General features: G+C 56.1%; 17 protein-coding genes, 5 tRNA genes and 3 rRNA genes. 21 read left to right on the top strand and 4 right to left on the bottom strand.

The genetic code is table 11. From position 1 onward, the window contains the following. The first annotated feature begins 1 nt into the window (after position 1). From der to FAZ30_RS10765, 9 genes are all read left to right on the top strand, one after another. Positions 2-1,414, top strand: a complete 1,413-nt coding sequence (gene der / locus FAZ30_RS10725; RefSeq protein ID WP_059287277.1) for a ribosome biogenesis GTPase Der — start codon at positions 2-4, stop codon at positions 1,412-1,414. 89 nt (positions 1,415-1,503) lie between these two features. Then, positions 1,504-1,761, top strand: a complete 258-nt coding sequence (gene hfq, locus FAZ30_RS10730; protein ID WP_124642598.1) for an RNA chaperone Hfq — start codon at positions 1,504-1,506, stop codon at positions 1,759-1,761. A gap of 142 nt (positions 1,762-1,903) precedes the next feature. Beyond that, positions 1,904-3,034, top strand: a complete 1,131-nt coding sequence (gene hflX, locus FAZ30_RS10735; RefSeq protein WP_124642596.1) for a GTPase HflX — start codon at positions 1,904-1,906, stop codon at positions 3,032-3,034. Continuing rightward, the gene (gene hflK / locus FAZ30_RS10740) at positions 3,021-4,223 is read left to right on the top strand and encodes an FtsH protease activity modulator HflK (protein WP_124642594.1); all 1,203 of its coding nucleotides are present in this window, start codon (positions 3,021-3,023) and stop codon (positions 4,221-4,223) included. Before hflX ends, hflK begins: the two co-directional genes overlap by 14 nt. Before the next feature lies 1 nt (position 4,224). Then, complete coding sequence (gene hflC, locus FAZ30_RS10745; protein ID WP_124642592.1) at positions 4,225-5,103, top strand: protease modulator HflC; 879 nt, start codon at positions 4,225-4,227, stop codon at positions 5,101-5,103. A gap of 111 nt (positions 5,104-5,214) precedes the next feature. Beyond that, entirely contained in the window at positions 5,215-6,366 is a 1,152-nt protein-coding gene (locus FAZ30_RS10750; protein ID WP_137009395.1) for an ATP phosphoribosyltransferase regulatory subunit, read from the top strand. A gap of 32 nt (positions 6,367-6,398) precedes the next feature. Then, positions 6,399-7,694: an adenylosuccinate synthase gene (locus FAZ30_RS10755; protein WP_124642589.1), complete on the top strand. Its 1,296-nt coding sequence runs from the start codon at positions 6,399-6,401 to the stop codon at positions 7,692-7,694. A gap of 147 nt (positions 7,695-7,841) precedes the next feature. Next, the gene (locus FAZ30_RS10760) at positions 7,842-8,894 is read left to right on the top strand and encodes an oxidoreductase (RefSeq protein WP_124642587.1); all 1,053 of its coding nucleotides are present in this window, start codon (positions 7,842-7,844) and stop codon (positions 8,892-8,894) included. Beyond that, the gene (locus FAZ30_RS10765) at positions 8,891-9,382 is read left to right on the top strand and encodes a heme-degrading domain-containing protein (RefSeq protein ID WP_124642585.1); all 492 of its coding nucleotides are present in this window, start codon (positions 8,891-8,893) and stop codon (positions 9,380-9,382) included. The genes FAZ30_RS10760 and FAZ30_RS10765 overlap by 4 nt, the downstream gene beginning before the upstream one ends. Before the next feature lie 10 nt (positions 9,383-9,392). Here FAZ30_RS10765 and FAZ30_RS10770 read toward each other — a convergent pair whose 3' ends face one another. Then, positions 9,393-10,502 (bottom strand): cytochrome-c peroxidase, encoded by a 1,110-nt coding sequence (locus tag FAZ30_RS10770; RefSeq protein ID WP_233578372.1) that lies wholly within the window; start codon positions 10,500-10,502, stop codon positions 9,393-9,395. Between the two features lie 347 nt (positions 10,503-10,849). On the opposite strand from FAZ30_RS10770, the gene acpA reads away from it, so the two are divergent. The 3 genes from acpA to FAZ30_RS20740 all read left to right on the top strand — a co-directional run bounded on the left by acpA (position 10,850) and on the right by FAZ30_RS20740 (position 14,036). Continuing rightward, positions 10,850-12,466, top strand: coding sequence for an acid phosphatase (acpA, locus tag FAZ30_RS10775; RefSeq protein WP_137009396.1), 1,617 nt, complete (start codon positions 10,850-10,852; stop codon positions 12,464-12,466). Positions 12,467-12,621: 155 nt separating this feature from the next. Next, on the top strand, positions 12,622-13,425 hold the full coding sequence (locus FAZ30_RS20735) for an MFS transporter (protein WP_246043348.1): 804 nt from the start codon (positions 12,622-12,624) through the stop codon (positions 13,423-13,425). Beyond that, positions 13,392-14,036 carry an MFS transporter gene (locus FAZ30_RS20740; protein WP_246043349.1) on the top strand — a complete coding sequence of 215 codons (645 nt, stop codon included), beginning with the start codon at positions 13,392-13,394 and terminating at the stop codon, positions 14,034-14,036. Before FAZ30_RS20735 ends, FAZ30_RS20740 begins: the two co-directional genes overlap by 34 nt. Before the next feature lie 84 nt (positions 14,037-14,120). Here the strand turns inward: FAZ30_RS20740 and FAZ30_RS10785 are convergent. From FAZ30_RS10785 to FAZ30_RS10795, 3 genes are all read right to left on the bottom strand, one after another. After that, positions 14,121-14,207: transfer RNA gene (locus FAZ30_RS10785), tRNA-Leu, on the bottom strand. Between the two features lie 56 nt (positions 14,208-14,263). Further along, positions 14,264-14,350: transfer RNA gene (locus FAZ30_RS10790), tRNA-Leu, on the bottom strand. A gap of 50 nt (positions 14,351-14,400) precedes the next feature. Next, positions 14,401-14,487 (bottom strand) — tRNA-Leu (locus FAZ30_RS10795). A gap of 76 nt (positions 14,488-14,563) precedes the next feature. On the opposite strand from FAZ30_RS10795, the gene rnr reads away from it, so the two are divergent. The 9 genes from rnr (at position 14,564) to FAZ30_RS10840 (ending at position 26,471) form a co-directional block, all read left to right on the top strand. Then, complete coding sequence (rnr, locus tag FAZ30_RS10800) at positions 14,564-17,257, top strand: ribonuclease R (RefSeq protein WP_124642579.1); 2,694 nt, start codon at positions 14,564-14,566, stop codon at positions 17,255-17,257. Between the two features lie 478 nt (positions 17,258-17,735). Continuing rightward, positions 17,736-19,271: ribosomal RNA gene (locus FAZ30_RS10805) — 16S ribosomal RNA — on the top strand. Positions 19,272-19,335: 64 nt separating this feature from the next. Beyond that, positions 19,336-19,412 (top strand) — tRNA-Ile (locus FAZ30_RS10810). A 4-nt stretch (positions 19,413-19,416) separates the two neighbouring features. Then, a tRNA-Ala gene (locus tag FAZ30_RS10815) sits at positions 19,417-19,492 on the top strand. Positions 19,493-19,768: 276 nt separating this feature from the next. Then, positions 19,769-22,660 (top strand): 23S ribosomal RNA (locus FAZ30_RS10820). 147 nt (positions 22,661-22,807) lie between these two features. Further along, positions 22,808-22,922, top strand: a 5S ribosomal RNA gene (rrf, locus tag FAZ30_RS10825). Together the 16S, 23S and 5S rRNA genes with 2 tRNA genes alongside form the textbook arrangement of a ribosomal RNA operon. A 162-nt stretch (positions 22,923-23,084) precedes the next feature. Beyond that, positions 23,085-24,488, top strand: coding sequence for a sensor histidine kinase (locus FAZ30_RS10830; RefSeq protein ID WP_158613578.1), 1,404 nt, complete (start codon positions 23,085-23,087; stop codon positions 24,486-24,488). A 124-nt stretch (positions 24,489-24,612) separates the two neighbouring features. After that, positions 24,613-25,128, top strand: a complete 516-nt coding sequence (locus FAZ30_RS10835; protein WP_124643582.1) for a hypothetical protein — start codon at positions 24,613-24,615, stop codon at positions 25,126-25,128. Further along, the gene (locus FAZ30_RS10840; RefSeq protein ID WP_124643581.1) at positions 25,125-26,471 is read left to right on the top strand and encodes a sigma 54-interacting transcriptional regulator; all 1,347 of its coding nucleotides are present in this window, start codon (positions 25,125-25,127) and stop codon (positions 26,469-26,471) included. Before FAZ30_RS10835 ends, FAZ30_RS10840 begins: the two co-directional genes overlap by 4 nt. The last annotated feature ends 215 nt before the right edge of the window (positions 26,472-26,686 follow it).

Consider the following 26,686-nt stretch of genomic DNA (forward strand, 5'->3'; position numbering starts at 1 on the left):
CATGAAACCTACCGTAGCGCTGGTCGGCCGCCCCAATGTGGGCAAGTCGACCCTTTTCAACCGGCTGACCCGCAGCCGTGACGCCCTGGTCGCCGACCAGCCTGGCCTGACCCGCGACCGCCATTACGGCCATGGTCGAGTGGGGGGCAAACCGTATCTGGTGGTCGACACCGGCGGCTTTGAGCCGGTAGTGGATGAAGGCATTCTGTTCGAAATGGCCAAGCAGACACTGCAGGCCGTGGATGAAGCCGATGCCGTGGTATTCCTGGTGGATGGCCGTACCGGCATCACCCCGCAGGACAAGATCATCGCCAATCGCCTGCGCCAGATCGACCGCCCGGTATTCCTGGTGGTCAACAAGGCCGAAGGCATTAGTCACGCCATCGCCAGCGCGGAATTCCACGAACTGGCTCTGGGCCAGCCGCTGGTGATTTCTGCCGCGCATGGTGATGGTGTGCGCGAACTGATGGAAATGGTGCTGGAAGACTTCCCCGACGAAGTGGAAGAGGAAGCCCGTTACCATCCCAAATTCGCCGTGATCGGTCGCCCCAATGTTGGCAAGTCGACGCTGGTCAATGCCATTCTTGGCGAAGAGCGCGTCATCGCCTTTGACCAGGCCGGTACCACGCGTGACAGCATCTATATTGATTTCGAGCGTGATGACCATACCTATACCATCATCGACACCGCCGGCGTGCGGCGTCGCGGCAAGGTAAGCGAAGCCATCGAGAAGTTCTCCATCATCAAGACCATGAAGGCCATCGAAGATGCCAATGTGGCGGTGCTGGTACTGGATGCGCAGCTGGACATCTCCGAGCAGGATGCCACCATCGCCGGTTTTGCACTCGAAGCAGGCCGTGCCTTGGTGGTGGCGGTGAACAAGTGGGACAATCTGGACTTCGAGAAAAAGGAAACCGTGAAGCGGGAAATCGCCCGCAAGATCAGTTTCCTCGATTTTGCCAAGTTCCATTACATCTCGGCCATCGAAGGCCGTGGCGTGACCGACCTGTTCAAATCCATCGATGAAGCCTACCAGGCAGCCATGGTGAAGCTGGCCACGCCGAAGCTGACGCGGGTACTGAATGTTGCAGTAGAACGTCAGGCACCGCCGCGCTCGGGCCTGATGCGCCCCAAGATGCGTTATGCTCACCAGGGTGGCATGAACCCACCTATCATCGTGATTCATGGCAATGCGCTGGATGCGATCCCGGCCAGTTACACGCGTTATCTGGAACATACCTTCCGTAAGGTGTTCAAACTGCAGGGCACGCCGCTGCGTGTGCAGTACAAAACCTCGGAAAACCCCTTCGATACTGAAGAATCCAAGGAAAAGTCCCGGGCTAAACCGAAACCGATGTCTAAGCTGCGTGGACGCGAGAAGGAAGTACGCTGGGGCAAGAGTGGTAAAAAATAGTAGGCTGGGGTTTTTTCTGCTAAAAATAAGCATACCAGCCGGGCTTTAAAGATTATTTAATACAACAATCAACGATTCGGAGAAAACGAATGAGCTCTAAAGGGCAAATGTTACAAGACCCGTTCCTGAATATTCTGCGTAAGGAACATGTGCCGGTATCCATCTATCTGGTGAACGGTATCAAGCTGCAGGGTCAGGTTGAGTCTTTTGACCAATACGTAGTGCTGTTGAAGAACACGGTTACCCAGATGGTTTACAAGCATGCCATCTCTACCGTTGTTCCGGCCCGTCCGGTTACCATCCCGCACGAACATCCGGGTCAGAAGCAGGATCAGCAAGACGCCTGATCAGGCTGAAGGCTGTCTCCCCGCGGGCCGCCAGGCTGTGTCTTGCTGACACGGCTTGTCGGCCTTTTTTCATGCATGATCCTGCCACTGCGTGCTTGCAGCAGTCATGACGGCAGAATCCTCATCTACGGTTTTCTATACAGTGTTTGATCGTCCCGATATTGGAGACCAGGCAGTGCTGGTCTGTCTGGATTTTGGTGATCCCGATCATCAGGAAAATGTAGCCGAGTGCGTCGAACTGGTTGGCTCTGCCAACGTGACAGTCACCGGCATTGTTCAGGGCAAGCGCCAGCGTCCTGATGCCGCGCTGTTTGCCGGCAAGGGCAAGGTGGAAGAGGTCGGACTGATGGTGCGGGCAACCGGTGCCAATGTGGTGATCTTCAATCACCAGCTGTCGCCCGGGCAGGAGCGCAATCTGGAACGTGCTCTGCAATGCCGGGTGATTGATCGCACCAGCCTGATTCTTGACATCTTTGCCCAGCGCGCCCGCAGTCATGAGGGCAAATTGCAGGTGGAACTGGCCCAGTTGTCGCATATCGCTACCCGGCTGGTTCGTGGCTGGACGCACCTGGAGCGGCAAAAGGGTGGTATCGGCCTGCGTGGTCCGGGTGAAAGTCAGCTGGAGACCGACCGCCGGTTGCTGGGTAATCGGGTCAAGGCACTCAAAGAGCGGCTGGCCCAGGTACAAAAACAGCGCAATACCCAGCGACGGGGCCGCCAACGCACCGGTATCGCTTCGGTTTCCATTGTCGGCTACACCAATGCCGGCAAGTCAACGCTATTTAACGCACTGACCAAGGCCCGCAGTTATGCGGCCGACCAGCTGTTCGCCACGCTGGACACCACCAGTCGCAAGCTGTTTCTCAATACTGAAACCTCGATCATCGTTTCAGATACCGTGGGCTTCATTCGCGATTTGCCGCATACCCTGGTGGCTGCTTTCCGTGCCACACTGGAAGAAACCATTCAGGCCGATTTGCTGTTGCATGTAGTGGACTCCTCCAATCCACTGCGCGATGTCCAGATTGATGAAGTCAACAAGGTGCTGGCTGAAATCGGTGCAGATGGTGTGCCCCAACTGATCGTATGGAACAAGACCGATTTGCGGCAGTTGCCAGCCGCCATCGAACGCGACCAGGAGCAGCTGGCACAGGCAGTTCGCCTCTCCGCGCTGACGGGCGAAGGGCTGGAACTCTTGCGGACAGTACTTGCCGAACGTTTGCAGTCATCTGATAACCAACACGAAGAACAAGACGAATATGTCGCAGAATGATCCAAATCGGGGACGTCAGGGCAGTGACGGTCCGCCGGACCTTGACGAAATTTTCCGTAATCTCAATCAGCGCCTCGCCCGTCTGCTGGGGGCCAAGCCATCGGGCGAACAGCCAAGCCCCGAGCCGCGTGCCGCCTTCAAGGGTGGTGCCATCGCCGTTGTCGGCGTGCTGGCAGCGCTATGGCTGGGTAGCGGTTTTTATGTGGTGGATGCCAAGGAGCAGGGCGTGGTGTTGCGCATGGGCAGTTTCAGCCGCGTGACCGACCCCGGCTTGCAATGGCATGCACCTTACCCCTTTGAAAAGGTGGAAATCGTCAACCTGACCGAGCTGCGCAGCGTGGAAGTGGGCTATCGCAGCAATGCCAAGAACAAGGTGCCGGAAGAGTCGCTGATGCTCACGGCTGATCAGAACATCATCGATGTGCAATTGTCAGTGCAGTTCGACGTGAAGGACCCCAAGGCCTTTCTGTTCAACAATGCCGCCGCTGATCGCAATGCCAACGATATCGTGAAGCAGGCAACCGAAACCGCCATCCGCGAAGTTGTCGGTCGCAACAATGTGGATTTCGTCCTCAATGAAGGTCGTGCGCAAATAGCGGCTGAATCACAGAAAGTCATTCAGGACATCCTGGACCGCTACGCGCTGGGTGTGCGTATTGCCAAGGTCAACATCAATGCCGTGCAACCGCCCGAGCAGGTCCTGGCGGCATTCGACGACGCCGTGAAGGCTGGTCAGGACAAGGACAAGCTGCGTAATGAAGGCCTGGCTTACGCCAATGATGTCGTGCCCAAGGCCAAGGGTATGGCCGCCCGCCTTGAGCAGGAGGCCGAAGCCTATCAGCAAAAAGTGGTGTCGCAAGCGGAAGGGGATGCCTCCCGTTTCAAGCAAGTGTTGTCTGAATACAACAAGGCTCCCAAGGTCATGCGTGACCGTCTCTATCTGGACATGATGCAACAAGTGATGAGTGCCACCAGCAAGGTGATTGTTGACCAGAAAAACGGCAACAGCCTGCTTTACCTCCCGCTGGACAAGCTGACCCAGGCGGCAAGCCCTGCAGCGCCAACCACGGCAGCACCCGCTGCCACCACGCCGGCACCGGCAGCTGCGCCGGCAACTGCACCTGCACGGAGCAACAAGAGTGGTCGGGATTTCGGCCGTAGTCGCGACATTCTGGGTGGGGAGCACTGAAATGCAAAAAATCATGCCAACCCTGCTGGCCGTGCTCGGCATTCTGTTTGTCGCCAGCCTGTCGCTGTTTACCGTGGACCAGCGCCAATACGCCATGGTCTTCCAGTTTGGCGAAGTGGAACGGGTGATCAAACAGCCTGGCATCCAGTTCAAGATTCCGCTGCTGCAGAATGTGCGCTATTTCGACAGCCGGGTTCTGACCATCGACGCCGAAGCACCCGAGCTGTTCAATACGCGCGAGAAGAAAAACGTGCTGGTGGATAGCTATGTAAAATGGCGCATTGTCGATGTCGAACAGTTCTACAAGAGCGTGGGATCGGAGAATGCCGCCGTGGCCCGTCTCAAGCAGACCATCAACGACGGATTGCGTGCCGAATTCGGTCAGAAGACTGTAGCTGATGTCATTTCCGGCAAACGCGACCAGGTGATGGAGACGGTTCGCAAGCGCGCAGACGCAGATGCGCGTAAAATAGGCGTGGAAATTCTCGACGTACGCTTAAAACGTGTCGATTTTCCGGATAAAATAAGCAGCTCCGTCTATGATCGCATGCAGTCGGAACGCCGTACCGTCGCCAGCCAGTTGCGTAGCGAAGGTGCTGCCGATGCCGAACGTATTCGTGCCGAAGCGGAGAAGCAGCGCGATGTGCTGTTGGCCGATGCCTACAACAAGGCACAGCAACGGAAGGGTGAGGGCGATGCCAAGGCTGCCGCAATTTACGCGGAAGCTTATGGGCGTAGTCCGGAGTTCTATGCCTTCTGGCGCAGCATGGATGCCTATAAAGAGTCGTTCAAGAACAAGAGCGACGTGATGGTGCTGGACCCCAACAGCGAGTTCTTCAAGTACTTCAAGAACCCGCAGGCGGCCAGCAAGGGCAGGTAGGCGCTGCCTGGTAGTTACAATTAGTTTTCATGACTGGCCGGACACCCCGGCCAGTTTGCCGTAAACAGGGCGGGGTGATGAATCCCGCCTTTTATTTGTCGAAACCGGAATATGCGTAACTGGCTGTTACCCGAATACATTGCAGACATCCTGCCGGCTACCGCCCGCCAGGTGGAGTCTGCCAAGGCAGCGATGCTGGAACAATTCCGCTGTGCAGGCTATGAGCTGGTCCTGCCGCCGCTGATCGAATATGTCGATTCGCTGATCGCCGAAGGTGATACTGCGCTGGACCTGAAAACCTTCAAGCTGGACGACCAGTTGTCTGGTCACCAGCTGGGTCTGCGTGCGGATATCACCCCGCAAGTGGCGCGCATTGACGCCCACTTGCTGGGCCATCGCACTGGTGTTACCCGCCTGTGCTATGCCGGCAGTGTGGTGCATACCCGTCCCAATGGCTTGATGAGTTCGCGCCAGCCCATGCAGGTTGGTGCCGAGTTGTACGGCTATGCCGGTATCGAAGCCGATATCGAAATCATCGAACTGATGCTGTCCACGCTGGGTCAGGTCAAGGTGCCGCAGCTGCGACTGGATGTTGGCCATACTGCCATCTTCCGTGGACTGGCCACCGCAGCTGGCCTGTCGCCGCAAGCCACGCGCGAACTGTTTGCCGTGCTGCAAAACAAGGATGCCGCCAGCATTGCCGAACAGGTAGCAGGTCTGGCCGAGCCTTACCGTTCTGCCTTCCTCGCCTTGCCCGAGCTGTATGGCCCGGCATCGGTGCTGGAAAAAGCCCGCACCCGCCTGCCGTCCTTGCCGGAAGTCGAGCTGGCACTGATGCAGCTGTCGGCCATTGCCCGCGCCTTCGAGGGGCGTGTCGCAATCAGCTTTGACCTATCCGAACTGCGTGGTACGCACTACCACACCGGCCTGATCTTTGCCGCCTATGCGCCTGGCTGGGCGGTAGAGCTGGCTCGTGGCGGCCGCTACGACAATGTTGGTCGTCGTTTTGGTCGTGCCCGTCCGGCTACCGGTTTCAGTCTGGACTTGCGCGATCTGATCCAGATTCTGCCGGAACGCGGTAGTGCCATGGGTGTACGTGTTTCCAATCGCCACCTGCCGGCGGCCCAGGGCGAAGTCGAGCGCCTGCGCGCGGCTGGTGAGGTGGTGATTATTGATTATCTGGGGGAATCAGCCGAGGCCATCGGCTGCAACCGTGAACTGATTCCGGCCGCTGACGGCTGGCAGATCGTCCCCTTTAACTGATTTTTAGTTTGACTGAAGAAGAGGTTTTTCCAATGTCCAAGAATGTTGTCGTGATCGGTACCCAATGGGGTGATGAAGGCAAGGGCAAGATCGTTGACTGGCTGACCGACCACGCACGTGCTGTGGTGCGTTTCCAGGGTGGTCATAATGCTGGCCATACCCTGGTGGTGGGTGGCAAGAAAACCGTGCTGCGCCTGATTCCGTCCGGCATCCTGCGCGAAGGCGTCGAGTGCTTTATCGGCAATGGCGTTGTCCTGTCGCCGGAAGCGCTGCTGAAGGAAATCGACGAGCTGGAAACTGCCGGTGTCAATGTGGCGGCCCGTCTGAAGATTGCCGAAGCCTGCCCGCTGATCCTGCCTTACCACGTGGCTCTGGACCAGGCACGCGAAGCGGCCAAGGGTGCCGGCAAGATCGGTACCACCGGTCGCGGTATCGGCCCCTGCTACGAAGACAAGGTTGCGCGTCGTGCATTGCGCGTGATCGACCTGTTCAATCCGGAGCGCTTCGCTGCCAAGCTGAAAGAGAACGTCGAGTTCTACAACTTCCAGCTGACCCAGTATTTCAAGGCAGAGCCGGTCAGCTTTGAAGCCATTCTGGAGCAGACCATGCTGCTGGCCGAACGCATCAAGCCGATGGTGGCCGATGTGTCGCGTACCCTGTATGACATGAACCAGGCTGATGTGCCGCTGCTGTTCGAAGGCGCACAAGGTACGCTGCTGGATATCGATCACGGTACTTATCCGTATGTGACTTCGTCCAACTGTGTGGCCGGTGCTGCCGCGCCGGGCGCTGGCGTTGCCCCGCAAATGCTCAATTACGTACTGGGCATCGTCAAGGGTTACACCACCCGAGTGGGTTCCGGTCCCTTCCCGACCGAACAGGAAAACGAAATTGGCGCCTTCCTGGCCAAGCGTGGCAATGAGTTCGGTTCGGTTACCGGTCGTCCGCGCCGCTGTGGCTGGTTCGATGCCGCCGCACTCAAGCGTTCCATCCAGATCAACGGCGTATCCGGTCTGTGTGTCACCAAACTGGACGTGATGGATGGTCTGGAAGAGATCAAGCTGTGCGTGGGCTACAAGCTGGATGGCAAGGAAGTCGACATCCTGCCCTTCGGTTCCGATGCCGTGACCCAGTGCGAACCGATCTACGAAACCATGCCTGGCTGGAGTGAAACCACTTTCGGCACCAAGCGTTGGGAAGACCTACCGGCCAATGCTCAGGCTTATCTGAAGCGTATTGCTGAAGTCTGCGGCGCGCCGGTTGATATCGTTTCTACCGGTCCGGATCGCGAAGAAACCATCGTATTGCGTCATCCCTACGGCCTGTAAGCTTGGTATGACTCACAAAACCCACCCCGCGCGGTGGGTTTTTTTATGGCTGCAATTCGGTATGATAGCGCTAACATTGCTGTTTTTCTCCCCTCCTACCAACCGCAGCTATCCGTTTTCCTGCAGATAGCACAGTCAGGATGATGCATGTCTACTCCATTGAATGTCGTGCTGGTCGGCTATGGATATGCCGGTAAAACCTTTCATGCTCCGTTGATTGCCGCCTGCCCGGATTTGCAGCTTTACGGCGTGGTCAGCAGCAAGGCCGATGTGCTTAGCGCAGATTGGCCAGCGCTACGGCAGTGGCCCACGCTGCAACAGGCCCTGCAGGATGCGGCAGTCGATCTGGTGGTGATCGCCACGCCGAATGATCTGCATTTTTCCCAAGCCGAAGCGGCCTTGCTGGCAGGCAAGCATGTGGTGGTGGACAAGCCATTTACCCTTACCCTGGCACAAGCCCGACAGCTGGATGCGCTGGCCGACCGGCTGGGTCTGTTGCTGTCGGTATTCCATAACCGGCGCTGGGATGCCGACTTCCTCACTGTGCAGCACTTGCTGGCAAGTGGCCGGCTGGGGAAGATCAGCCAGTTTGTCTCGCACTTTGATCGCTATCGGCCACAGGTACAGCAGCGCTGGCGCGAGCAGGGTGGTGCCGGTAGCGGTTTGTGGTATGACCTGGGCCCACATTTGCTGGATCAGGCCTTGCAACTGTTTGGCCAGCCACTTGCCGTATCAGCCTATCTGGCCAGGCAGCGGCAAGCGGCACAAGCGACCGACTATTTCCATGTGCAATTGCGCTATCCGGCAGTACATGTGGTATTGCATGCTTCCTGCCTGGTCGGTGGTGGTATCCCGCGCTTTGCCGTGCACGGTGATCTGGCCAGTTACACCAAGTACGGGCTGGACACGCAAGAGACCGATCTCAAACTGGGCAAACCGGCAGGTGGTGCCGACTGGGGGCTAGACCCCTTGCCCGGTCAATTATTCCTGTCATCAACGACCATGGCACAGACGGAGAGCGTAGCTAATCTGCGCGGGGACTATCGCGATTATTATCGCCAGCTGGCTGCGGCCATCCGTGGCGAAGCGGACAATCCGGTCACCGCCCGGCAGGCGGCCAGTGTCATGGACTGGCTGGAGCGTGCTGAATACAGTGCGGCACAGGGTAGGGATGTGAGCGCTGAGGAGGTATTGCCATGAGTGTGGAAGACGATCTGCTCATCATCGCCGAGCAGGAAGCACGGCTGGAATTCAGTCAGTTTGATTCGGATACCGTGTGGGAACTGGGCTGTCGCCTGCGCGAGGCCGCCCGCCAGCGCAGCGCAGCACTGGCCATTGTCATTACCGTTAACCAGGTACGCCGTTTCCAGCTGCTGATGGCAGGTGCCAGTGCCAATAACGAGGACTGGGCCCGTCGCAAGCACAATGTGGTACAGAAGTTTGAACGCAGTTCGCTGGCTGTCGGCTTGGACTGCCAGCGACAGCACACCAATCTGCAGGAGAAAAACGGGCTGTCCCTGGCGGAACATGCGACCCATGGCGGTGGCTTTCCGCTGCGGCTGCAAGGCGTCGGTTGTATTGGCTCCATCGTGGTGTCCGGTCTGCCACAACGGCAGGATCACCAGCTGGTGGTCGATGTGCTGGCCAGCATGCTGGCAGTCCGGGATGTACCCGCGCTGGATTGTTAGCCTATGGCGCTTATCTGCTGGCCGGTAAAACATCTGCATCGGTCAGTGTCTGCAGAAAAGCCAGCATGGCGTCAATATCGCTGGCATTGAAAGCTGCCCGGGAGCCGGCCTTGCCGCCAAAGGGTGGTTCCTGATTGATATTGCTGTGGTAGCGACGGGGCAGATCATCGAAACGCTGGTCTTTTTTCCCATGTCCATACCATTTGGCTGGGGCGCTATCACGGCTGGCGTAAAACTCCAGCACTTGGCGTAAATCATGGAATACACCATTGTGGAAAAAGACCTTGCGGCTCGCGACATTGCGCAGCGATGGCGTACGGAACAGCCCGCAATATTCATCCTGCTGCATATCCTGTCGCAATGGTCCGCACAAGCCCATATCAAAATAGCCAGGGTTACGATTGACCGCCAATGCCATATTGCGTGGCACACCCAGTGCGATCAGCCCGAAATCGCTAAAGGCCGGAAAGGAGCCATCTGGCTGTCGCTGGCTGAGATGACAGGAAGCACAATTTCCCTTGGCCGGATCGTTAAAGACCTGCAAGCCGCGCAATTCCAGCTTGCTCAGTGATGCCTGCCCGCGCAGCCAGGCATCGTATTGGCTGCTGTAGGGGTAAAACTCGGCTGGATTTTGCTGGAACACCTCCAGCGCCAGTAGCAGTTTTTTGAATGCGGCCTGCTTGTCGTGAAAGATGTCTTGACCAAACAAGGCAGCAAATGCGCCGGCACTCGGGCTAGCCCGCAGTTGTTCAACGACTTGCTCCGGGCTGCGATTGGCCATCTCATTGGCCGCTAACAGCGGCAGACTAGCCTGCTCATGCAGGCTGGCGGCGCGACCATCCCAGGTCAGTCCTCCGGTGGGACCGGCATCTTCGCTGTCATTGCCATCGTTATCGCGGAAGTGTTCGCTGAATGGCGGTACGCCTTGCAGATAGCGCAAGGAGGGCACGGCGCGGCTGCCTTGCTGTTGACCATCTACGCCGCCGAACTGGGCAGGCTTGCCATCCGCTGGACCATAAGCATGAGTCGGGCTATGGCAGCTGGCGCAGGATTGTTTGCCGGAAGCCGACAGCGCAGTTTCGTGGAATAACTGTCGCCCCAGCGCTTCCAGTTGTTTCACGGGTCGTGGATGGCTATCTGCATAAACAGCCTGCGTAGCAACTGTGCTGATCACGGCAGGTGCTGCTGCCTGGTGGCAGGCCGTCAGCAGGGAGAGCAAGCTCAGCCAGGGCAGCAGTATGCGCAAAGCTGGAGTGAGGGGAGGGCAAGACGACATGACTGAGGGCAATCGGATGGAATCGGCAGCAGCATACGCCAGTTTTATCTCCTCATGATGACGTAATGACAGGCCTTACGGGCAGGGCTGCCCTGTCTTGTCTGTGCCCGGTTTTGGCCGTCTAATTCGTCCATCATACGCGTGCAACACGATGCCGGCACAATCTCCCGAACCCGCACAAGGATACCCACATGCACAACTGCCAACCTGCTCTGCTCTCCCTTGCCCTGACGGCGGCACTTGCCGGCTGCGCCAGTAACACGCCTCAGGCACCGGTTACCAGCGGCTCGCTGGATGCCATCCAGAATGTTGTCGTTATTTTCGCTGAGAACCGCGCCTTCGATAACCTGTATGGCTTGTATCCGGGGGCTAACGGTATCCCGGGTGTCAATCCTTCGGCGCGTGGTCGCTATGTGTCGCAGAAGGATTTTGATGGCTCGGTCTTGCCAGTGCTGCCGCCGACCTGGAATGGCCTGACTGCTGCCGGCCAGAGTGTCACCCTGACCCAGGCGCAAACCATGGGCTGGCCCAATAAGCCTTTCCAGATTGATGATCCTGCCGGTGTAAATGGCAGCGGTGTGCAGCTAGGGCAGGGAGTAGTGACCCGCGATCTGGTGCATCGCTTCTATAACAACCAGATGCAGATCAATGGCGGCAAGAATGACAAGTTTGCTGCCTATTCGGATGCCGGTGGTCTGAGCATGGGCTACTACGATGGCAGCAAGATGGCATTGTGGAAGCTGGCGCGCCAGTACACGCTGGCAGACAACTTCTTCATGGGGGCGTTTGGTGGCTCTTTTCTGAACCACCAGTATCTGATCTGTGCCTGTGCGCCAAGCTATCCCAATGCCGATGCGGCTGACTCACCAGCCAAGGATTCGATTTCTGCCATCGATACCGATGCCAAGGGGCAGTTCCTGCGCCTGACGCCTGCCGCTGCTGCCAAGGCCTCGGTGCTGGATGGCAAGCCGACCTACAAGAATGACAGCAATCTGACGCCCAAGGATGGCCAGGGCATGTTCTATGCCGTCAACACCATGCAGCCCTTGTATCAGCCCAGTGGCAATGCGCCGGGAGCCAAGGGGCCGAGCCAGTATGCCGATACCACCAAAGCCACCACGCTGCCAGCACAGACTGCCGCCACCATTGGTGATCGCCTGACTGCCAAAGGTGTCAGCTGGGCCTGGTACGCTGGCAGCTGGAATGCTTCAGTGGCTCAGCGCAGCAATATCTACAATGGTGGACAGCCGAATTTCCAGGCCCACCATCAGCCTTTCAACTACTACGCGGCCTTTGATCCGCTCACGCAGCAGGCTTATCGTCAGGCTCATCTGAAGGATTTTGATGCGGAATTCCTGCGGGATGCCCAGGGCGGCAAGTTGCCGGCGGTTGCTTTTTACAAGCCGCAGGGCAATCTGAACCAGCATGCCGGTTATGCCAGCGTGGCCGATGGTGACGAGCACATTGCCCAGCTGATTACCAAGCTGCAGCAGAGCCCGCAGTGGAAGAACATGCTGATCGTGGTTACCTACGATGAAAATGGCGGTATTTATGATCATGCTCCGGTTCCCAAGGGGGATCGCTGGGGGCCGGGCAGCCGCATTCCGGCCATCATCATTTCACCGTATGCGCGCAAGGGCTTTGTCGACCATACCCAATACGACACTGCTTCCATCCTGCGTTTCATCAGCCGACGTTTCGATTTGCCAGCGCTGCCGGGCGTTATCGAGCGCGATGCCGCCTTGCAGGCCAATGGCGAAGCAGTCATGGGTGACTTGAGTAATGCGCTGGAGCTGGGCACGCATTAAGCCTTGTTTATCGTTGTGTGGCGTAAAGAGAAGGCAGCCTCATGGGCTGCCTTCTCTTCATTTTCACAACTGCTAACACTTCTTCCTCACATCCGTTCTGACTGCATGGGTCAAGCTGCTAGACTGAACGACACATTCCTTCGCAGACTGATGCTATGCAGTTCAAACTGGCCAGCGGCATGCTGACGCCGCTTATCATTGCCACCGCCCTGTTCATGGAAAACATGGACGCTACCGTGATCGCTACCTCTTTGCCGGCAATTGCCCGCGATTTGCTGGTCGATCCTGTCGCTCTCAAGCTGGCACTGACATCCTATCTGGTCAGTCTGGCGGTATTCATTCCGGTCAGCGGCTGGATGGCAGATCGGTTTGGTGCCAGACGGATATTCCGCTCGGCCATTGCCGTTTTCATTCTCGGTTCGGTGCTGTGTGGTTTCAGTGCTTCGCTGGAAGGATTTGTGCTGGCACGCTTTGTTCAGGGCATGGGCGGGGCGATGATGGTGCCGGTGGGGCGGCTGGTCATTCTGCGAACTACTCGGAAGGAGGAACTGGTAAAAGCCCTGAGCTACCTCACCATTCCGGCTTTGCTTGGCCCGGTGATGGGGCCACCGCTGGGCGGTTTCATTACGACCTATTTCCACTGGCGCTGGATCTTCTTTATTAACATTCCCATTGGGATACTGGGCATGGTGTTGGCGGGGCGCTATATCGAGAATCTGAAGGAAGATCATTTGCCGCCGTTGGACAAAACCGGCTTTGCTCTGACCGGAGTCGGCTTGTCGATGTTGATGCTGGGCCTGGCCACGGAAGGCAAGCACATGTTGTCGCTGCAACTATCGCTGGCAGTCAGCTTGCTCGGCGCGGTGTTGCTGCTGCCTATCGGTGGCATTACCGCCGCGTGGCAGATCCATTGCTGGACCTATCCTTGTTACGCCTGCCGACGTTTCACGCCAGCGTGATGGGGGGCTTTCTTATCCGGATGGGTGTCGGAGCCACGCCATTCTTGCTGCCGCTGATGTTGCAGCTCGGTTTTGGCTATACGCCATTCGAGTCTGGCATGTTGACCTGTTCCACTGCCATCGGGGCCATCTTCATGAAAACCATTGTGGCCAAAGTGCTGGAGCGCTTTGGTTTCAAGAAGGTCCTGAGTTGGAATGCCCTGCTGGTGGCGCTGTCAATGGCGGTGTATGGTCTGTTCCGTGCAGACACACCGCATGTGCTGATGCTGGTGGTGTTTGTGCTGGGTGGATTTTCCCGCTCACTACAATTTACCAGCCTCAATGCCATTGCTTTTGCCGACGTGGAACAAAGCCGCATGAGTCATGCCACCAGCCTGTCCAGTGTGGCGCAACAGTTGGCTGCCGGCTTTGGGGTGACCGTTGCGGCAATGACGCTACAGGTAGTCACTACCCTGCAAGGACATCAAATCCTGGTTAGCAGTGACTTTGCCTGGTCATTCCTGGTGATGGGCTTGCTGACTTCGTGCTCGGTGTTTTTCTTTTTAGCTCTGGATGCGAGGTCTGGCGCTGCACTGGCAGGGGCGTCAACGGACAGGTCTGTCACGCGCTGATTGCAAGGGAAGGCAGTGAGCTGCTGCGAGTGCTGAGCTGGAATGAAAAAAAGCCGCTGATCTGAGATCAACGGCTTTTTTAATTGGTGCCCAAGAGAAGACTCGAACTTCCACACCCTTGCGGGCGCTAGGACCTGAACCTAGTGCGTCTACCAATTCCGCCACCTGGGCAAAGCAAATTGTATGTACTGCAAGCTGGTGATGTTAAGCCAACCTTAAAAAATTGTTGGTGCCCAAGAGAAGACTCGAACTTCCACACCCTTGCGGGCGCTAGGACCTGAACCTAGTGCGTCTACCAATTCCGCCACCTGGGCAAACCAAATTTTTCATTGCAACAGCAATAAGACTATATAATACAGCTGAATGGTGCCCAAGAGAAGACTCGAACTTCCACACCCTTGCGGGCGCTAGGACCTGAACCTAGTGCGTCTACCAATTCCGCCACCTGGGCACTGCTTTGCTGTATCATTCTGTTGCTGTAGTGCTGCAACGAGATGCGAATTATAAACAAGTTTCTGAGGGTGTCAATGGCCCAATCTGCAAAAAAACAAAAAAATACATCCCTGCGTCTGCAGGATCCTTTCTTGGAACGAGAAAAACTCAAATATTCCAATCCTTTACCTAGCCGGGAATTTGTTCTGAAACTCCTGGAAGAGCGTGGTGTGCCGCTGTTCCCAGATGAACTGGCCGCTATGTTGTCCATCCAGAATAACGAACTGGGCTTCTTTGAACGCCGCCTGCTGGCGATGGAGCGTGAAGGCCAGATCATCATCAATCGCAAAGGCGCGATCTGCGCCGCAGAAAAACTCGACCTGATCAAGTGCAAGGTTTCCGGCCACCGCGATGGTTTTGGCTTCGGCTTGCCAGATGAGGGCGAAGGCACGGGTGTGGATATATTCCTGCCAGAACGTGAAATGAAGAAAGCCATGCATGGTGACCGGGTACTGGTGCGGCCATCAGGCGTGGACCGGCGTGGCCGGCAGGAAGGCAAAATTGTTGAGGTGCTGGATCACGCCGTCAGCAAGCTGGTCGGTCGCATTCACCTCGAGCGTGGTGTATGGATCGTCACACCGGAAGATCGCCGTATCAGTCATCAAATTTTGATTGAGCCGGGTAGCCAGGGTGAAGCCAAGCATGGCCAGGTAGTAATGGTGGAAATCCTGCAGTATCCGGATGCCTACCGTCAGCCGGTAGCCCAGGTAGTCGAGGTACTGGGTAATTACGCCGATCCGGGTATGGAAATCGAAATCGCCTTGCGTAAACATGCCTTGCCGCATGAATTTCCTGAAGATGTCGTGGCACAGGCCAAGGCAACGCCAAAAAAAGTCCGTAAAAAAGATCTCACCGCAGATCGAGTTGATCTGCGCCATTTGCCTCTGGTGACGATCGATGGTGAAACTGCGCGCGATTTCGATGATGCGGTCTATGCCGAGAAGCAGGGCAAGGGCTTCCGCCTGATCGTCGCCATTGCCGATGTCAGCCACTATGTTCAACCCGGCGATGCGCTCGATACCGAAGCGCTAGAACGGGGTACTTCGGTTTACTTTCCGCGCCGTGTCATTCCGATGCTGCCGGAAGCGCTGTCCAATGGCATCTGTTCGTTGAATCCCGATGTCGAGCGCCTGTGCATGGTGTGTGACATGCAGATCAACGGCAAGGGTGAGGTCAAGCGCTACCAGTTCTATCCTGCGGTGATGCTGTCCAAGGCTCGCCTGACTTATAACCAGGTGTGGGACTGGATACAGCATGGTACGGATAACGCGCTTCTGCCCAATATCCAGACACTCTATAGCTTGTTCAAGATTTTGCTGGCCGCTCGGGCCAAGCGTGGTGCGATCGAGTTTGACTCTGTTGAAACCCAAATGCTGTTCAACGAGCAGGGCAAGATCGACAAGATCGTGCCAGTAGTACGTAACGATGCTCATCGTTTGATTGAAGAGTGCATGCTTTCCGCCAATGTCTGCGCTGCCGACTTCCTGCTCAAGAGCAAGCAGAAATGCTTGTACCGCGTGCATGAAGGCCCGACGCCGGAGAAACTGGAAAACCTGCGTAACTATCTGCAACTGGTTGGTCTGACGCTGGGTGGCAATGACAAGCCGTCTGCCAAAGACTACGCCAAACTGGCTGAGCAGATTCACGGTCGCCCGGATGCGCCTGTTTTGCAGACTATGCTGTTACGTTCCATGCAGCAGGCGGTTTACACGCCAGACAACAACGGCCACTTCGGTCTGGCATATGAGGCTTACACTCATTTCACCTCGCCGATTCGTCGCTATCCCGACCTGCTGGTACATCGCTCCATTAAAGCGGTGTTGCAAGGTGGCAAGTACAAGCCAGGCAAATGGGCGCAATTGGGCATACATTGCTCGATGACAGAACGGCGCGCGGACGATGCCAGTCGTGATGTCGAGTCCTGGCTCAAGACTTATTATATGCAGGACAAGATTGGCGAAGTTTTCCAGGGCAAGATCAGTGCTGTGACTAGCTTTGGTGTGTTCGTTCTGCTGGACAATGTTTACGCCGAAGGTTTGGTGCATATTTCCGAATTGGGCAAGGACTACTTCCACTTCCGCAAGGATATCCAGGCTATCGTCGGGGAGAAGAGTGGGGTGCAGTACCGTTTGGGCGACACCTTGACGGTGAAAGTCATGAGCGCCAATCTGGAAAGTGCGCAAGTTGACTTTGCACTGGTACGCGAATTGACCGAAGCCGGGTTGTCGACATCTCCGACCCACACTGCCAAGCGCGAACAGCAAAAGCATGGGCATCGTGGCGGAAATAACCATCACAAACAGGCCGGGCAGGGTGGTCATGGTCGTGCCCGCCATGGGCGACATACCGGTGCGACAGCGGAGGTGGTAAAACCTGTCCCCAGTGCCCCGCGTCCTAAGCCAGTTAGTCCGAGGGTCGAGTCCGTTGCCGAGCAGCCAGTCTCGCCACCCGCTGTTGCGCTGCCGAAGTCCCCGGTAGGCCGGCGCAAACAGCCTGCTGCACCAGTCCGTCAGCAGGCTCCGGTAGCTGCTGAACCTGCTGTGATCAAGCAAGCACCTGCGCGACGCCGCAAGCCGGCGGCGGCCGCACCGGATGTTCCGCCTGTCGTGCCTGCAGCCACTCCAGCTCCGCGTGTGCGCAGCAAGCCGGCTGCTGCCGGTGAGGCCGCAGTTACACCGGCACCGCGCAGCCGGCGTCGCACGACTAACAAGACGACGGGTGACGAATAATCCTCGCCTTGTTCTTATATAAGCAGGATTGATGAAACAAAGCCCGGCGTCAGCCGGGCTTTTTGCTGCCGGTGTTGGTGTGGTGACCCCTTTTTACGCCAGCCAGCCCCACCCATCATGGCAAGTGCGAATGGGGATGTGTTTATTTTTGTGCGTCCGCAGCAAGGCCGTAATAAAACCCCCATTGCATAATCCGTTTCCCCTCAGACACTTAGCCCGATGAGAGTCGATGTTTGGCCAGAATCTGCACTTTTCTTCGCACAAAGTGTTGACGAGGACAGGGTGCGGCGGTATAGTTCGCCTCCTCAGCAGACAACGCAGCGACGGAAACGAAACGCAGCGACCTGCACCGCTCTTTAAAAAACAGAATAACCGATAGGTGTGAGTACTTGGCGAAAGCCAAATACTTGCACTGCAAGAAGAAGAAGTACTTGTTTATTTCTTTGATCTTGCGTGCCAGAAAATTTGCTATGAGATTGAACTGAAGAGTTTGATCCTGGCTCAGATTGAACGCTGGCGGCATGCTTTACACATGCAAGTCGAACGGTAACAGGGAGCTTGCTCCGCTGACGAGTGGCGAACGGGTGAGTAATGCGTCGGAACGTGCCGAGTAGTGGGGGATAACTATCCGAAAGGATAGCTAATACCGCATACGCTTTGAGAAGGAAAGCAGGGGATCGTAAGACCTTGCGCTATTCGAGCGGCCGACGTCTGATTAGCTAGTTGGTGAGGTAAGAGCTCACCAAGGCGACGATCAGTAGCGGGTCTGAGAGGATGATCCGCCACACTGGGACTGAGACACGGCCCAGACTCCTACGGGAGGCAGCAGTGGGGAATTTTGGACAATGGGCGCAAGCCTGATCCAGCCATGCCGCGTGTCTGAAGAAGGCCTTCGGGTTGTAAAGGACTTTTGTCAGGGAGGAAATCCCTAAGGTTAATACCCTTGGGGGATGACAGTACCTGAAGAATAAGCACCGGCTAACTACGTGCCAGCAGCCGCGGTAATACGTAGGGTGCAAGCGTTAATCGGAATTACTGGGCGTAAAGCGTGCGCAGGCGGTTGTGTAAGTCTGATGTGAAAGCCCCGGGCTCAACCTGGGAACTGCATTGGAGACTGCACGGCTAGAGTGCGTCAGAGGGGGGTAGAATTCCGCGTGTAGCAGTGAAATGCGTAGAGATGCGGAGGAATACCGATGGCGAAGGCAGCCCCCTGGGATGACACTGACGCTCATGCACGAAAGCGTGGGGAGCAAACAGGATTAGATACCCTGGTAGTCCACGCCCTAAACGATGTCAACTAGCTGTTGGGGGTTTGAATCCTTGGTAGCGTAGCTAACGCGAGAAGTTGACCGCCTGGGGAGTACGGCCGCAAGGTTAAAACTCAAAGGAATTGACGGGGACCCGCACAAGCGGTGGATGATGTGGATTAATTCGATGCAACGCGAAAAACCTTACCTGGTCTTGACATGTACAGAACTTTCCAGAGATGGATAGGTGCCCGAAAGGGAGCTGTAACACAGGTGCTGCATGGCTGTCGTCAGCTCGTGTCGTGAGATGTTGGGTTAAGTCCCGCAACGAGCGCAACCCTTGCCATTAGTTGCTACCATTTAGTTGAGCACTCTAATGGGACTGCCGGTGACAAACCGGAGGAAGGTGGGGATGACGTCAAGTCCTCATGGCCCTTATGACCAGGGCTTCACACGTCATACAATGGTCGGTACAGAGGGTCGCGAAGCCGCGAGGTGGAGCCAATCTCATAAAACCGATCGTAGTCCGGATCGCACTCTGCAACTCGAGTGCGTGAAGTCGGAATCGCTAGTAATCGCGGATCAGCATGCCGCGGTGAATACGTTCCCGGGTCTTGTACACACCGCCCGTCACACCATGGGAGTGAGTTTCACCAGAAGTGGGTAGGCTAACCGTAAGGAGGCCGCTTACCACGGTGGGATTCATGACTGGGGTGAAGTCGTAACAAGGTAGCCGTAGGGGAACCTGCGGCTGGATCACCTCCTTTCTAGAGAAGGCGATCGTCAAGTATTCACAACCTATCGGTTATTCGTGATTTAAGGGTAGTAACTGGGTTTGTAGCTCAGCTGGTTAGAGCACTGTGTTGATAACGCAGGGGTCGTAGGTTCGAGTCCTACCAGACCCACCAGTTTGGGGGATTAGCTCAGTTGGGAGAGCACCTGCTTTGCAAGCAGGGGGTCGTCGGTTCGATCCCGTCATCCTCCACCATTCTTACAGTGCAAACAAAAGCGCACACAACCTGTCAGGGTTGCGTGAATTTCTGTTTGCGTTGTTTTTACAATGCCCGATCTTTAACAAACTGAAGAAGCCGAATTAATTAGACGGCGAGATGAAATACATGGAGTTAATTCTGCATGTAGGACAAATCGTCATCTTGGGAATTTGATTGTATCTAGTGTCATGTCGCCATATCAAAAGGGGCGGTGTGGCACGTCGCACAAACACATTCTGTCGGATTGGTAATTTAGGTTACTGAAATGATAGGGTCAAGCGACTAAGTGCATCTGGTGGATGCCTTGGCGATCACAGGCGATGAAGGACGTGTAAGCCTGCGAAAAGCGCGGGGGAGCTGGCAATAGAGCTTTGATCCCGCGATGTCCGAATGGGGAAACCCACCTAGCAATAGGTATCCCAGACTGAATACATAGGTCTGTGGAGGCGAACCGAGTGAACTGAAACATCTAAGTAACTCGAGGAAAAGAAATCAACCGAGATTCCGTCAGTAGTGGCGAGCGAACGCGGAATAGCCTGTATGTGATAGAGATTGAGATAGTGGAAGGACCTGGAAATGTCCGCCATAGTGGGTGATAGCCCCGTACACGAAATTTCATTCTTGGTACTAAGCATACGAAAAGTAGGGCGGGACACGCGAAATCCTGTTTGAAGATGGGGGGACCATCCTCCAAGGCTAAATACTCGTGATCGACCGATAGTGAACCAGTACCGTGAGGGAAAGGCGAAAAGAACCCCGGGAGGGGAGTGAAATAGAACCTGAAACCGGATGCATACAAACAGTGGGAGCCTCGTAAGGGGTGACTGCGTACCTTTTGTATAATGGGTCAGCGACTTACGTTCAGTAGCAAGCTTAACCGCATAGGGGAGGCGTAGGGAAACCGAGTCCGAATAGGGCGATTTAGTTGCTGGGCGTAGACCCGAAACCGAGTGATCTATCCATGGCCAGGATGAAGGTGCGGTAACACGCACTGGAGGTCCGAACCCACTAGTGTTGCAAAACTAGGGGATGAGCTGTGGATAGGGGTGAAAGGCTAAACAAACTCGGAGATAGCTGGTTCTCCCCGAAAACTATTTAGGTAGTGCCTCATGTATCACTTCCGGGGGTAAAGCACTGTTATGGCTAGGGGGTCATTGCGATTTACCAAACCATGGCAAACTCTGAATACCGGAAAGTGCGAGCATGGGAGACAGACGGTGGGTGCTAACGTCCATCGTCAAGAGGGAAACAACCCAGACCGCCAGCTAAGGTCCCAAATGATCAGTTAAGTGGTAAACGAAGTGGGAAGGCCCAGACAGCCAGGATGTTGGCTTAGAAGCAGCCATCATTTAAAGAAAGCGTAATAGCTCACTGGTCGAGTCGTCCTGCGCGGAAGATGTAACGGGGCTCAAACTGATAACCGAAGCTGCGGATTTGCACGTAAGTGCAGATGGTAGGGGAGCGTTCTGTAGGTCTGTGAAGGTGTCTCGTAAGGGATGCTGGAGATATCAGAAGTGCGAATGCTGACATGAGTAGCGATAAAGCGGGTGAAAAGCCCGCTCGCCGAAAGCCCAAGGTTTCCTACGCAACGTTCATCGGCGTAGGGTGAGTCGGCCCCTAAGGCGAGGCTGAAAAGCGTAGTCGATGGGAAACGGGTTAAAATTCCCGTACTTTTGTGTAGTGCGATGTGGGGACGGAGAAGGTTAGGTCAGCGGCCTGTTGGAATAGGTCGTTCAAGCTGGTAGGTGGTTAGGGTAGGCAAATCCGCCCTTTCATTCAACACCGAGAAGTGATAACGAGGGTCTACGGACCTGAAGTGACTGATACCACGCTTCCAGGAAAAGCCACTAAGCTTCAGCTACACAAGAACCGTACCGCAAACCGACACAGGTGGGCAGGATGAGAATTCTAAGGCGCTTGAGAGAACTCAGGAGAAGGAACTCGGCAAATTGATACCGTAACTTCGGGAGAAGGTATGCCTCTTTAGGTGAGATCCCTTGCGGATGGAGCTTGGAGAGGTCGCAGAGAATCGGTGGCTGCGACTGTTTATCAAAAACACAGCACTCTGCCAACACGAAAGTGGACGTATAGGGTGTGACGCCTGCCCGGTGCTGGAAGGTTAAGTGATGGGGTGCAAGCTCTTGATCGAAGCCCCAGTAAACGGCGGCCGTAACTATAACGGTCCTAAGGTAGCGAAATTCCTTGTCGGGTAAGTTCCGACCCGCACGAATGGCGTAACGATGGCCACACTGTCTCCTCCTGAGACTCAGCGAAGTTGAAGTGTTTGTGAAGATGCAATCTCCCCGCTGCTAGACGGAAAGACCCCGTGAACCTTTACTGTAGCTTTGCATTGGACTTTGAAGTGGTTTGTGTAGGATAGGTGGGAGGCTTTGAAGCCAGGACGCTAGTTCTGGTGGAGCCAACCTTGAAATACCACCCTGACCCCTTTGAGGTTCTAACCTTGGTCCGTTATCCGGATCGGGGACAGTGCATGGTAGGCAGTTTGACTGGGGCGGTCTCCTCCCAAAGTGTAACGGAGGAGTTCGAAGGTTACCTAGGTACGGTCGGAAATCGTGCTGATAGTGCAATGGCAAAAGGTAGCTTAACTGCGAGACCGACAAGTCGAGCAGGTGCGAAAGCAGGACATAGTGATCCGGTGGTTCTGTATGGAAGGGCCATCGCTCAACGGATAAAAGGTACTCCGGGGATAACAGGCTGATACCGCCCAAGAGTTCACATCGACGGCGGTGTTTGGCACCTCGATGTCGGCTCATCACATCCTGGGGCTGTAGCCGGTCCCAAGGGTATGGCTGTTCGCCATTTAAAGTGGTACGTGAGCTGGGTTCAAAACGTCGTGAGACAGTTTGGTCCCTATCTGCAGTGGGCGTTGGAAGTTTGACGGGGGCTGCTCCTAGTACGAGAGGACCGGAGTGGACGAACCTCTGGTGTACCGGTTGTCACGCCAGTGGCATTGCCGGGTAGCTAAGTTCGGAAGAGATAACCGCTGAAAGCATCTAAGCGGGAAACTCGCCTGAAGATGAGACTTCCCTGAGGGCTTGACCCTCCTGAAGAGTCGTTCGAGACCAGGACGTTGATAGGTCGGGTGTGGAAGCGCTGTGAGGCGTTAAGCTAACCGATACTAATTGCTCGTGAGGCTTGATCCTATCATTTGAGTGGCTTGGGAGACCAAGACCGAATGGATAGTGAGTGTGCGACGCGATCAAAGATCCAAGAGTAAGATATCTAATTAATTCAGTGTTCCAGACGGAGTCTGGGGTACAAAGCTTCTTCGAGTTTGTTGACAGTTTATGTCTGGTGGCCATAGCGAGGTGGTCCCACGCCTTCCCATCCCGAACAGGACCGTGAAACGCCTTAGCGCCGATGATAGTGTGGCATTCGCCATGTGAAAGTAGGACACCGCCAGACTCCCCATACACAAGCCCAGCTCAACAGAGCTGGGCTTTGTGCGTTTGGGCTGCGGCCTTATACCCCGACTTGCAATCCTTTTCTTGCTGCACTTTCCGTGCTGATTTGTTGTGCTGCCAACTCTGGCAGACAATAGCCCATCCTGTTGCACGCATGAGAGACATGATGCTATTGCGCCATTTGTCCTTTAAGACCTTGCTGGTTGCCAGCCTGTTTGTGGTAACCCTGATTCCGTCCTTGGCCCTGGTACAAACCTGGTGGCATTTGCAGCAATTGGCTGAACTGGTGGGGCAAAGCCAGAAACAGGCAGAGGGATTGGCGGAGCTGCAGCGCAGCTATGCCGAGCAGAGCGATCTGTTTGAGCGTTCTACCCGTCAGTGGAATGTCCTGCATGAGGAGGCCTTTTCCCGTACCGGAGTGCAGGCTGTGCTGAGTTTGCAGCAGCTGGCCGGACGTTTGCAGCAGCTTGATGAGACCCACTTGCAGCAGCTGGGGAGCCATCTGGCTGCATGGTGCGGGAAATCGCGTGGCCTGTTGCTGGGTGCTGCAGGTCAGGCGGAGCCATGGTCTCGTCAATATGAGGAGCTATCCCGACTTGGCAATGAGCTGGATGCTCAGGTGAGGCGTGTGAGTGCCGTGCGTCGCTTGCAGTGGGACAGCAGTTTGCGTGATAAGCGGCAGCAAGCCGACCGGGTGGCGATATTGTCCTTGTGTCTGGCGGTAGCGCTGGGGCTATTGCTGGCATGGCTACTGGTGCGACCCTTGCAACAGTTGCGCGACAAGATTGGCCGGCTGGCGCTGGGGCAGCGTGGTCAGCAATGGAGCATGTCGGCCCCGGCGGATATCTTGCAACTGGCCGCTGCCTTGCGTGAGCTGGATGGGCGGCTGGCACAGCTGGAGCAGGACAAAGCCAGTTTTTTCCGGCATGTCTCTCATGAACTGAAGACACCGCTGGCTGCGATTCAGGAGGCTTCTTCCTTGCTGCATGATCAGATTCCCGGCCCCTTATTACCCTCACAGCAAGAAATCATTGGTATAACGCTGTCGAATACCCGCTTATTGCGCCAACGTGTGGATGCCTTGCTGCAACATGATGCAGCCAACTGGCTGGGCCGTCCGCTGATGATGGAGGCGCATGATGTACGCGATCTGGTCCAGCATGCGGCTGCGGCCATGCAGCCTTTGTTACAGCAAAAGAAGTTGCAGCTGAAGCTGCCAGGGCAAGCGGTGGTACTGGTGGTGGATCAGGAAAAATTCCGAACCATTATTGATAATCTGCTTTCTAACGCCATACGATTTTCACCAGAAAATGGCGTAATTTCTGTTGAGGCTGGGAGAAGTGCTGATCATTCATGGCTGGTTGTTGCCGATCAGGGACGAGGTATTTCTGAGCAGGAGCGTAGCCTGATATTTCAGCCTTTCTATACCGGACAAGCTCCCGCCGGCGAATCGCCGGGAAGCGGCATCGGGCTGACCATGGTTAAAACCTTTGCCCAACTGATGGGGGGCGATGTTGAAAGTCTGCCTGCCGAGCAGGGCGCAAGGCTACGCGTCTGGTGGCCTTAGTGCCGCTAGCGAAACCTCTGCTGGCCGTACTCGCTGTACTGTCTGCGTCGGCGCGCCTTGCCGCAGGAATGCTGCGCTATTTTGTTAGCCGTTCTTAATAACGATTGCAGGGCAGGGAAGCGGAATGATGAAAAGATTGATGAGTGCCGTGCTGTTGCTGTCGGTGCTGGCTGGCTGTAGCAACTTGGGCAGACCGGGCAGGGAAGCATCCGGCGCGGTGGCGGGGAGAGCGCTGGCAAGAGCCTGCCATGATGCAGAGGCCGTCCTGGCCGGGGTTCGGCGGGGAAGGGAGCTGGCCTTGCCTGGCAAGGATAGCTGCGCAGGTGAGCGCCTGCGCTATGTGGCGGTACAGCTGCTGAATAGCGATGGCCGGCCTGATATGGCACGGCTACAGCAGCAACTGGACCTGGCGACCGTGCAACTACGTCAGGAACAGTCTGATGGTTTGGCTGGCCTTGCCGCATTATTGGCGGCCCAGTTGAGCGAGCGACGGCGTCATGACGAGGCCGCTACGCGCGCGAATGCGCAATGGCTGGAGCAACAGCGCCGTGCGGATGAATTGGCAGCCAAGCTGGATGCCTTGCGTTTGATCGAACAGTCCATGGCCGACAAGGCCCAGAAAAAGAAGATAAAACCATGATGCGAACAGGGCGGGTATTGCTGGTTGATGATGATGCAGATTTGCTCCGGCTGCTGAGTTTGCGGTTGGAGGCGGCTGGCTATCTGGTGGACAAGGCGGCGTCGGCGGAGGCTGCCTTGAGTGCGCTGGCCGTGCGGCGGGCTGATGTGCTGCTCACTGACTGGCGCTTGCCGGGTATGGATGGAATGGCCTTGTTCGAGCTGGTGAAGAAGAGTTATCCGGCACTGCCGGTGATTATTCTGACCGCGCATGGCACGATTCCCGATGCGGTGAAGGCGGTGAGTCGTGGCGTTTTTGGTTATCTGGTCAAGCCTTTTGACAGCACGACCTTGCTGAGCAAGGTGGAGCAGGCCTTGTCGCTGTCTTCCCCTGCGGTGTCCCAGGCAGGCCAGGAGTACTGGCGTGCCGAAGTGGTGAGCTGCAGCCCACTAATGGAAGAGTTGTTGGCAGAGGCACGGCTGATTGCGGCTACCGATGCCAGCGTGCTGATCCGTGGTGAGAGCGGAAGTGGCAAGGAGATTCTGGCGCGAGCCTTGCATCGTGCCAGCCCGCGTGCTGCCGGACCCTTTGTGGCGGTCAATTGTGGAGCGATTCCTGACAATTTGCTGGAAAGCGAATTGTTCGGCCATGAAAAGGGGGCATTTACCGGCGCGGCGACACGGCATGAAGGCTTGATTGCCCAGGCGGAGGGCGGCACGCTGTTTCTGGATGAGATTGGCGACATGCCATTGGCCCTGCAGGTCAAGCTGTTGCGCGTGCTGCAGGAGCGGGAGCTGCGACCAGTGGGAGCCAGTAAATCGCGAGCGGTGGACGTACGGGTGATTTCGGCGACGCATCGCGATCTCGAGGCGCTGATCAGTGATGGCCTGTTTCGCGAGGATCTGTTTTACCGGCTGAATGTCGTGGCCTTGAATCTGCCACCGCTGAGTGAGCGGCGGGAAGATATCCCCTTGCTGGCACAGCATTTCCTGACTCAGCTGGCAGAGCGCTATGGCAAAGAGGTGGCCGGTTTTGCACCGGACGCGATGGAGTATCTGTGCAGCCTGCGCTGGTCCGGCAATGTGCGGCAGTTGGCTAATGCGGTTGAGCAATGTTGTGTGTTGAACACCTCCGGCCTGATTCCGCTGACCTCAGTGCAGAAAGCGGTTTCCGACGGCATGGCCAGCATTGCCACCTTGGCCGAGGCGAGGCGGCAGTTTGAACGCGACTACCTGGAAAAGTTGCTGCGGGTTAGCGCCGGTAATGTCAGCGTGGCGGCACGGATTGCCGATCGTAATCGCACCGAGTTTTATCGCCTGCTGCAAAAGCATGATCTGGTGGCTGCCGCCTTCAAGGACTTCTGAAGTGTATGTGTAGCATCCAACCCCTGTCGCTAATCGGCGACAGGGGTTTTTTCATATGAATCAGCTACTTGGCGAGCATGGCTTGTCATGTTGTCGCCATCTGGCGACAGATTGGCGTGGTTTGATGGGCTGTTGTTCTGGCTTTTTATTTCAACTACTTGATTATTAATGATTTTCTGGTGCTGGCATGATGCTTGCAATACTCAGTGACAAAC

The sequence above is a fragment of the Aquitalea aquatilis genome, from assembly GCF_005155025.1.
Lineage (GTDB): Bacteria > Pseudomonadota > Gammaproteobacteria > Burkholderiales > Chromobacteriaceae > Aquitalea > Aquitalea aquatilis.

Excerpts from the sequence above, each read along its gene's own strand:
- der (WP_059287277.1), top strand. The coding sequence starts at position 2 with ATGAAACCTACCGTAGCGCTGGTCGGCCGCCCCAATGTGGGCAAGTCG.
- hfq (WP_124642598.1), top strand. The coding sequence starts at position 1,504 with ATGAGCTCTAAAGGGCAAATGTTACAAGACCCGTTCCTGAATATTCTG.
- hflK (WP_124642594.1), top strand. The coding sequence starts at position 3,021 with ATGTCGCAGAATGATCCAAATCGGGGACGTCAGGGCAGTGACGGTCCG.
- hflC (WP_124642592.1), top strand. The coding sequence starts at position 4,225 with ATGCAAAAAATCATGCCAACCCTGCTGGCCGTGCTCGGCATTCTGTTT.
- FAZ30_RS10750 (WP_137009395.1), top strand. The coding sequence starts at position 5,215 with ATGCGTAACTGGCTGTTACCCGAATACATTGCAGACATCCTGCCGGCT.
- FAZ30_RS10755 (WP_124642589.1), top strand. The coding sequence starts at position 6,399 with ATGTCCAAGAATGTTGTCGTGATCGGTACCCAATGGGGTGATGAAGGC.
- FAZ30_RS10760 (WP_124642587.1), top strand. The coding sequence starts at position 7,842 with ATGTCTACTCCATTGAATGTCGTGCTGGTCGGCTATGGATATGCCGGT.
- FAZ30_RS10765 (WP_124642585.1), top strand. The coding sequence starts at position 8,891 with ATGAGTGTGGAAGACGATCTGCTCATCATCGCCGAGCAGGAAGCACGG.
- acpA (WP_137009396.1), top strand. The coding sequence starts at position 10,850 with ATGCACAACTGCCAACCTGCTCTGCTCTCCCTTGCCCTGACGGCGGCA.
- FAZ30_RS20735 (WP_246043348.1), top strand. The coding sequence starts at position 12,622 with ATGCAGTTCAAACTGGCCAGCGGCATGCTGACGCCGCTTATCATTGCC.
- rnr (WP_124642579.1), top strand. The coding sequence starts at position 14,564 with ATGGCCCAATCTGCAAAAAAACAAAAAAATACATCCCTGCGTCTGCAG.
- FAZ30_RS10830 (WP_158613578.1), top strand. The coding sequence starts at position 23,085 with ATGATGCTATTGCGCCATTTGTCCTTTAAGACCTTGCTGGTTGCCAGC.
- FAZ30_RS10835 (WP_124643582.1), top strand. The coding sequence starts at position 24,613 with ATGATGAAAAGATTGATGAGTGCCGTGCTGTTGCTGTCGGTGCTGGCT.
- FAZ30_RS10840 (WP_124643581.1), top strand. The coding sequence starts at position 25,125 with ATGATGCGAACAGGGCGGGTATTGCTGGTTGATGATGATGCAGATTTG.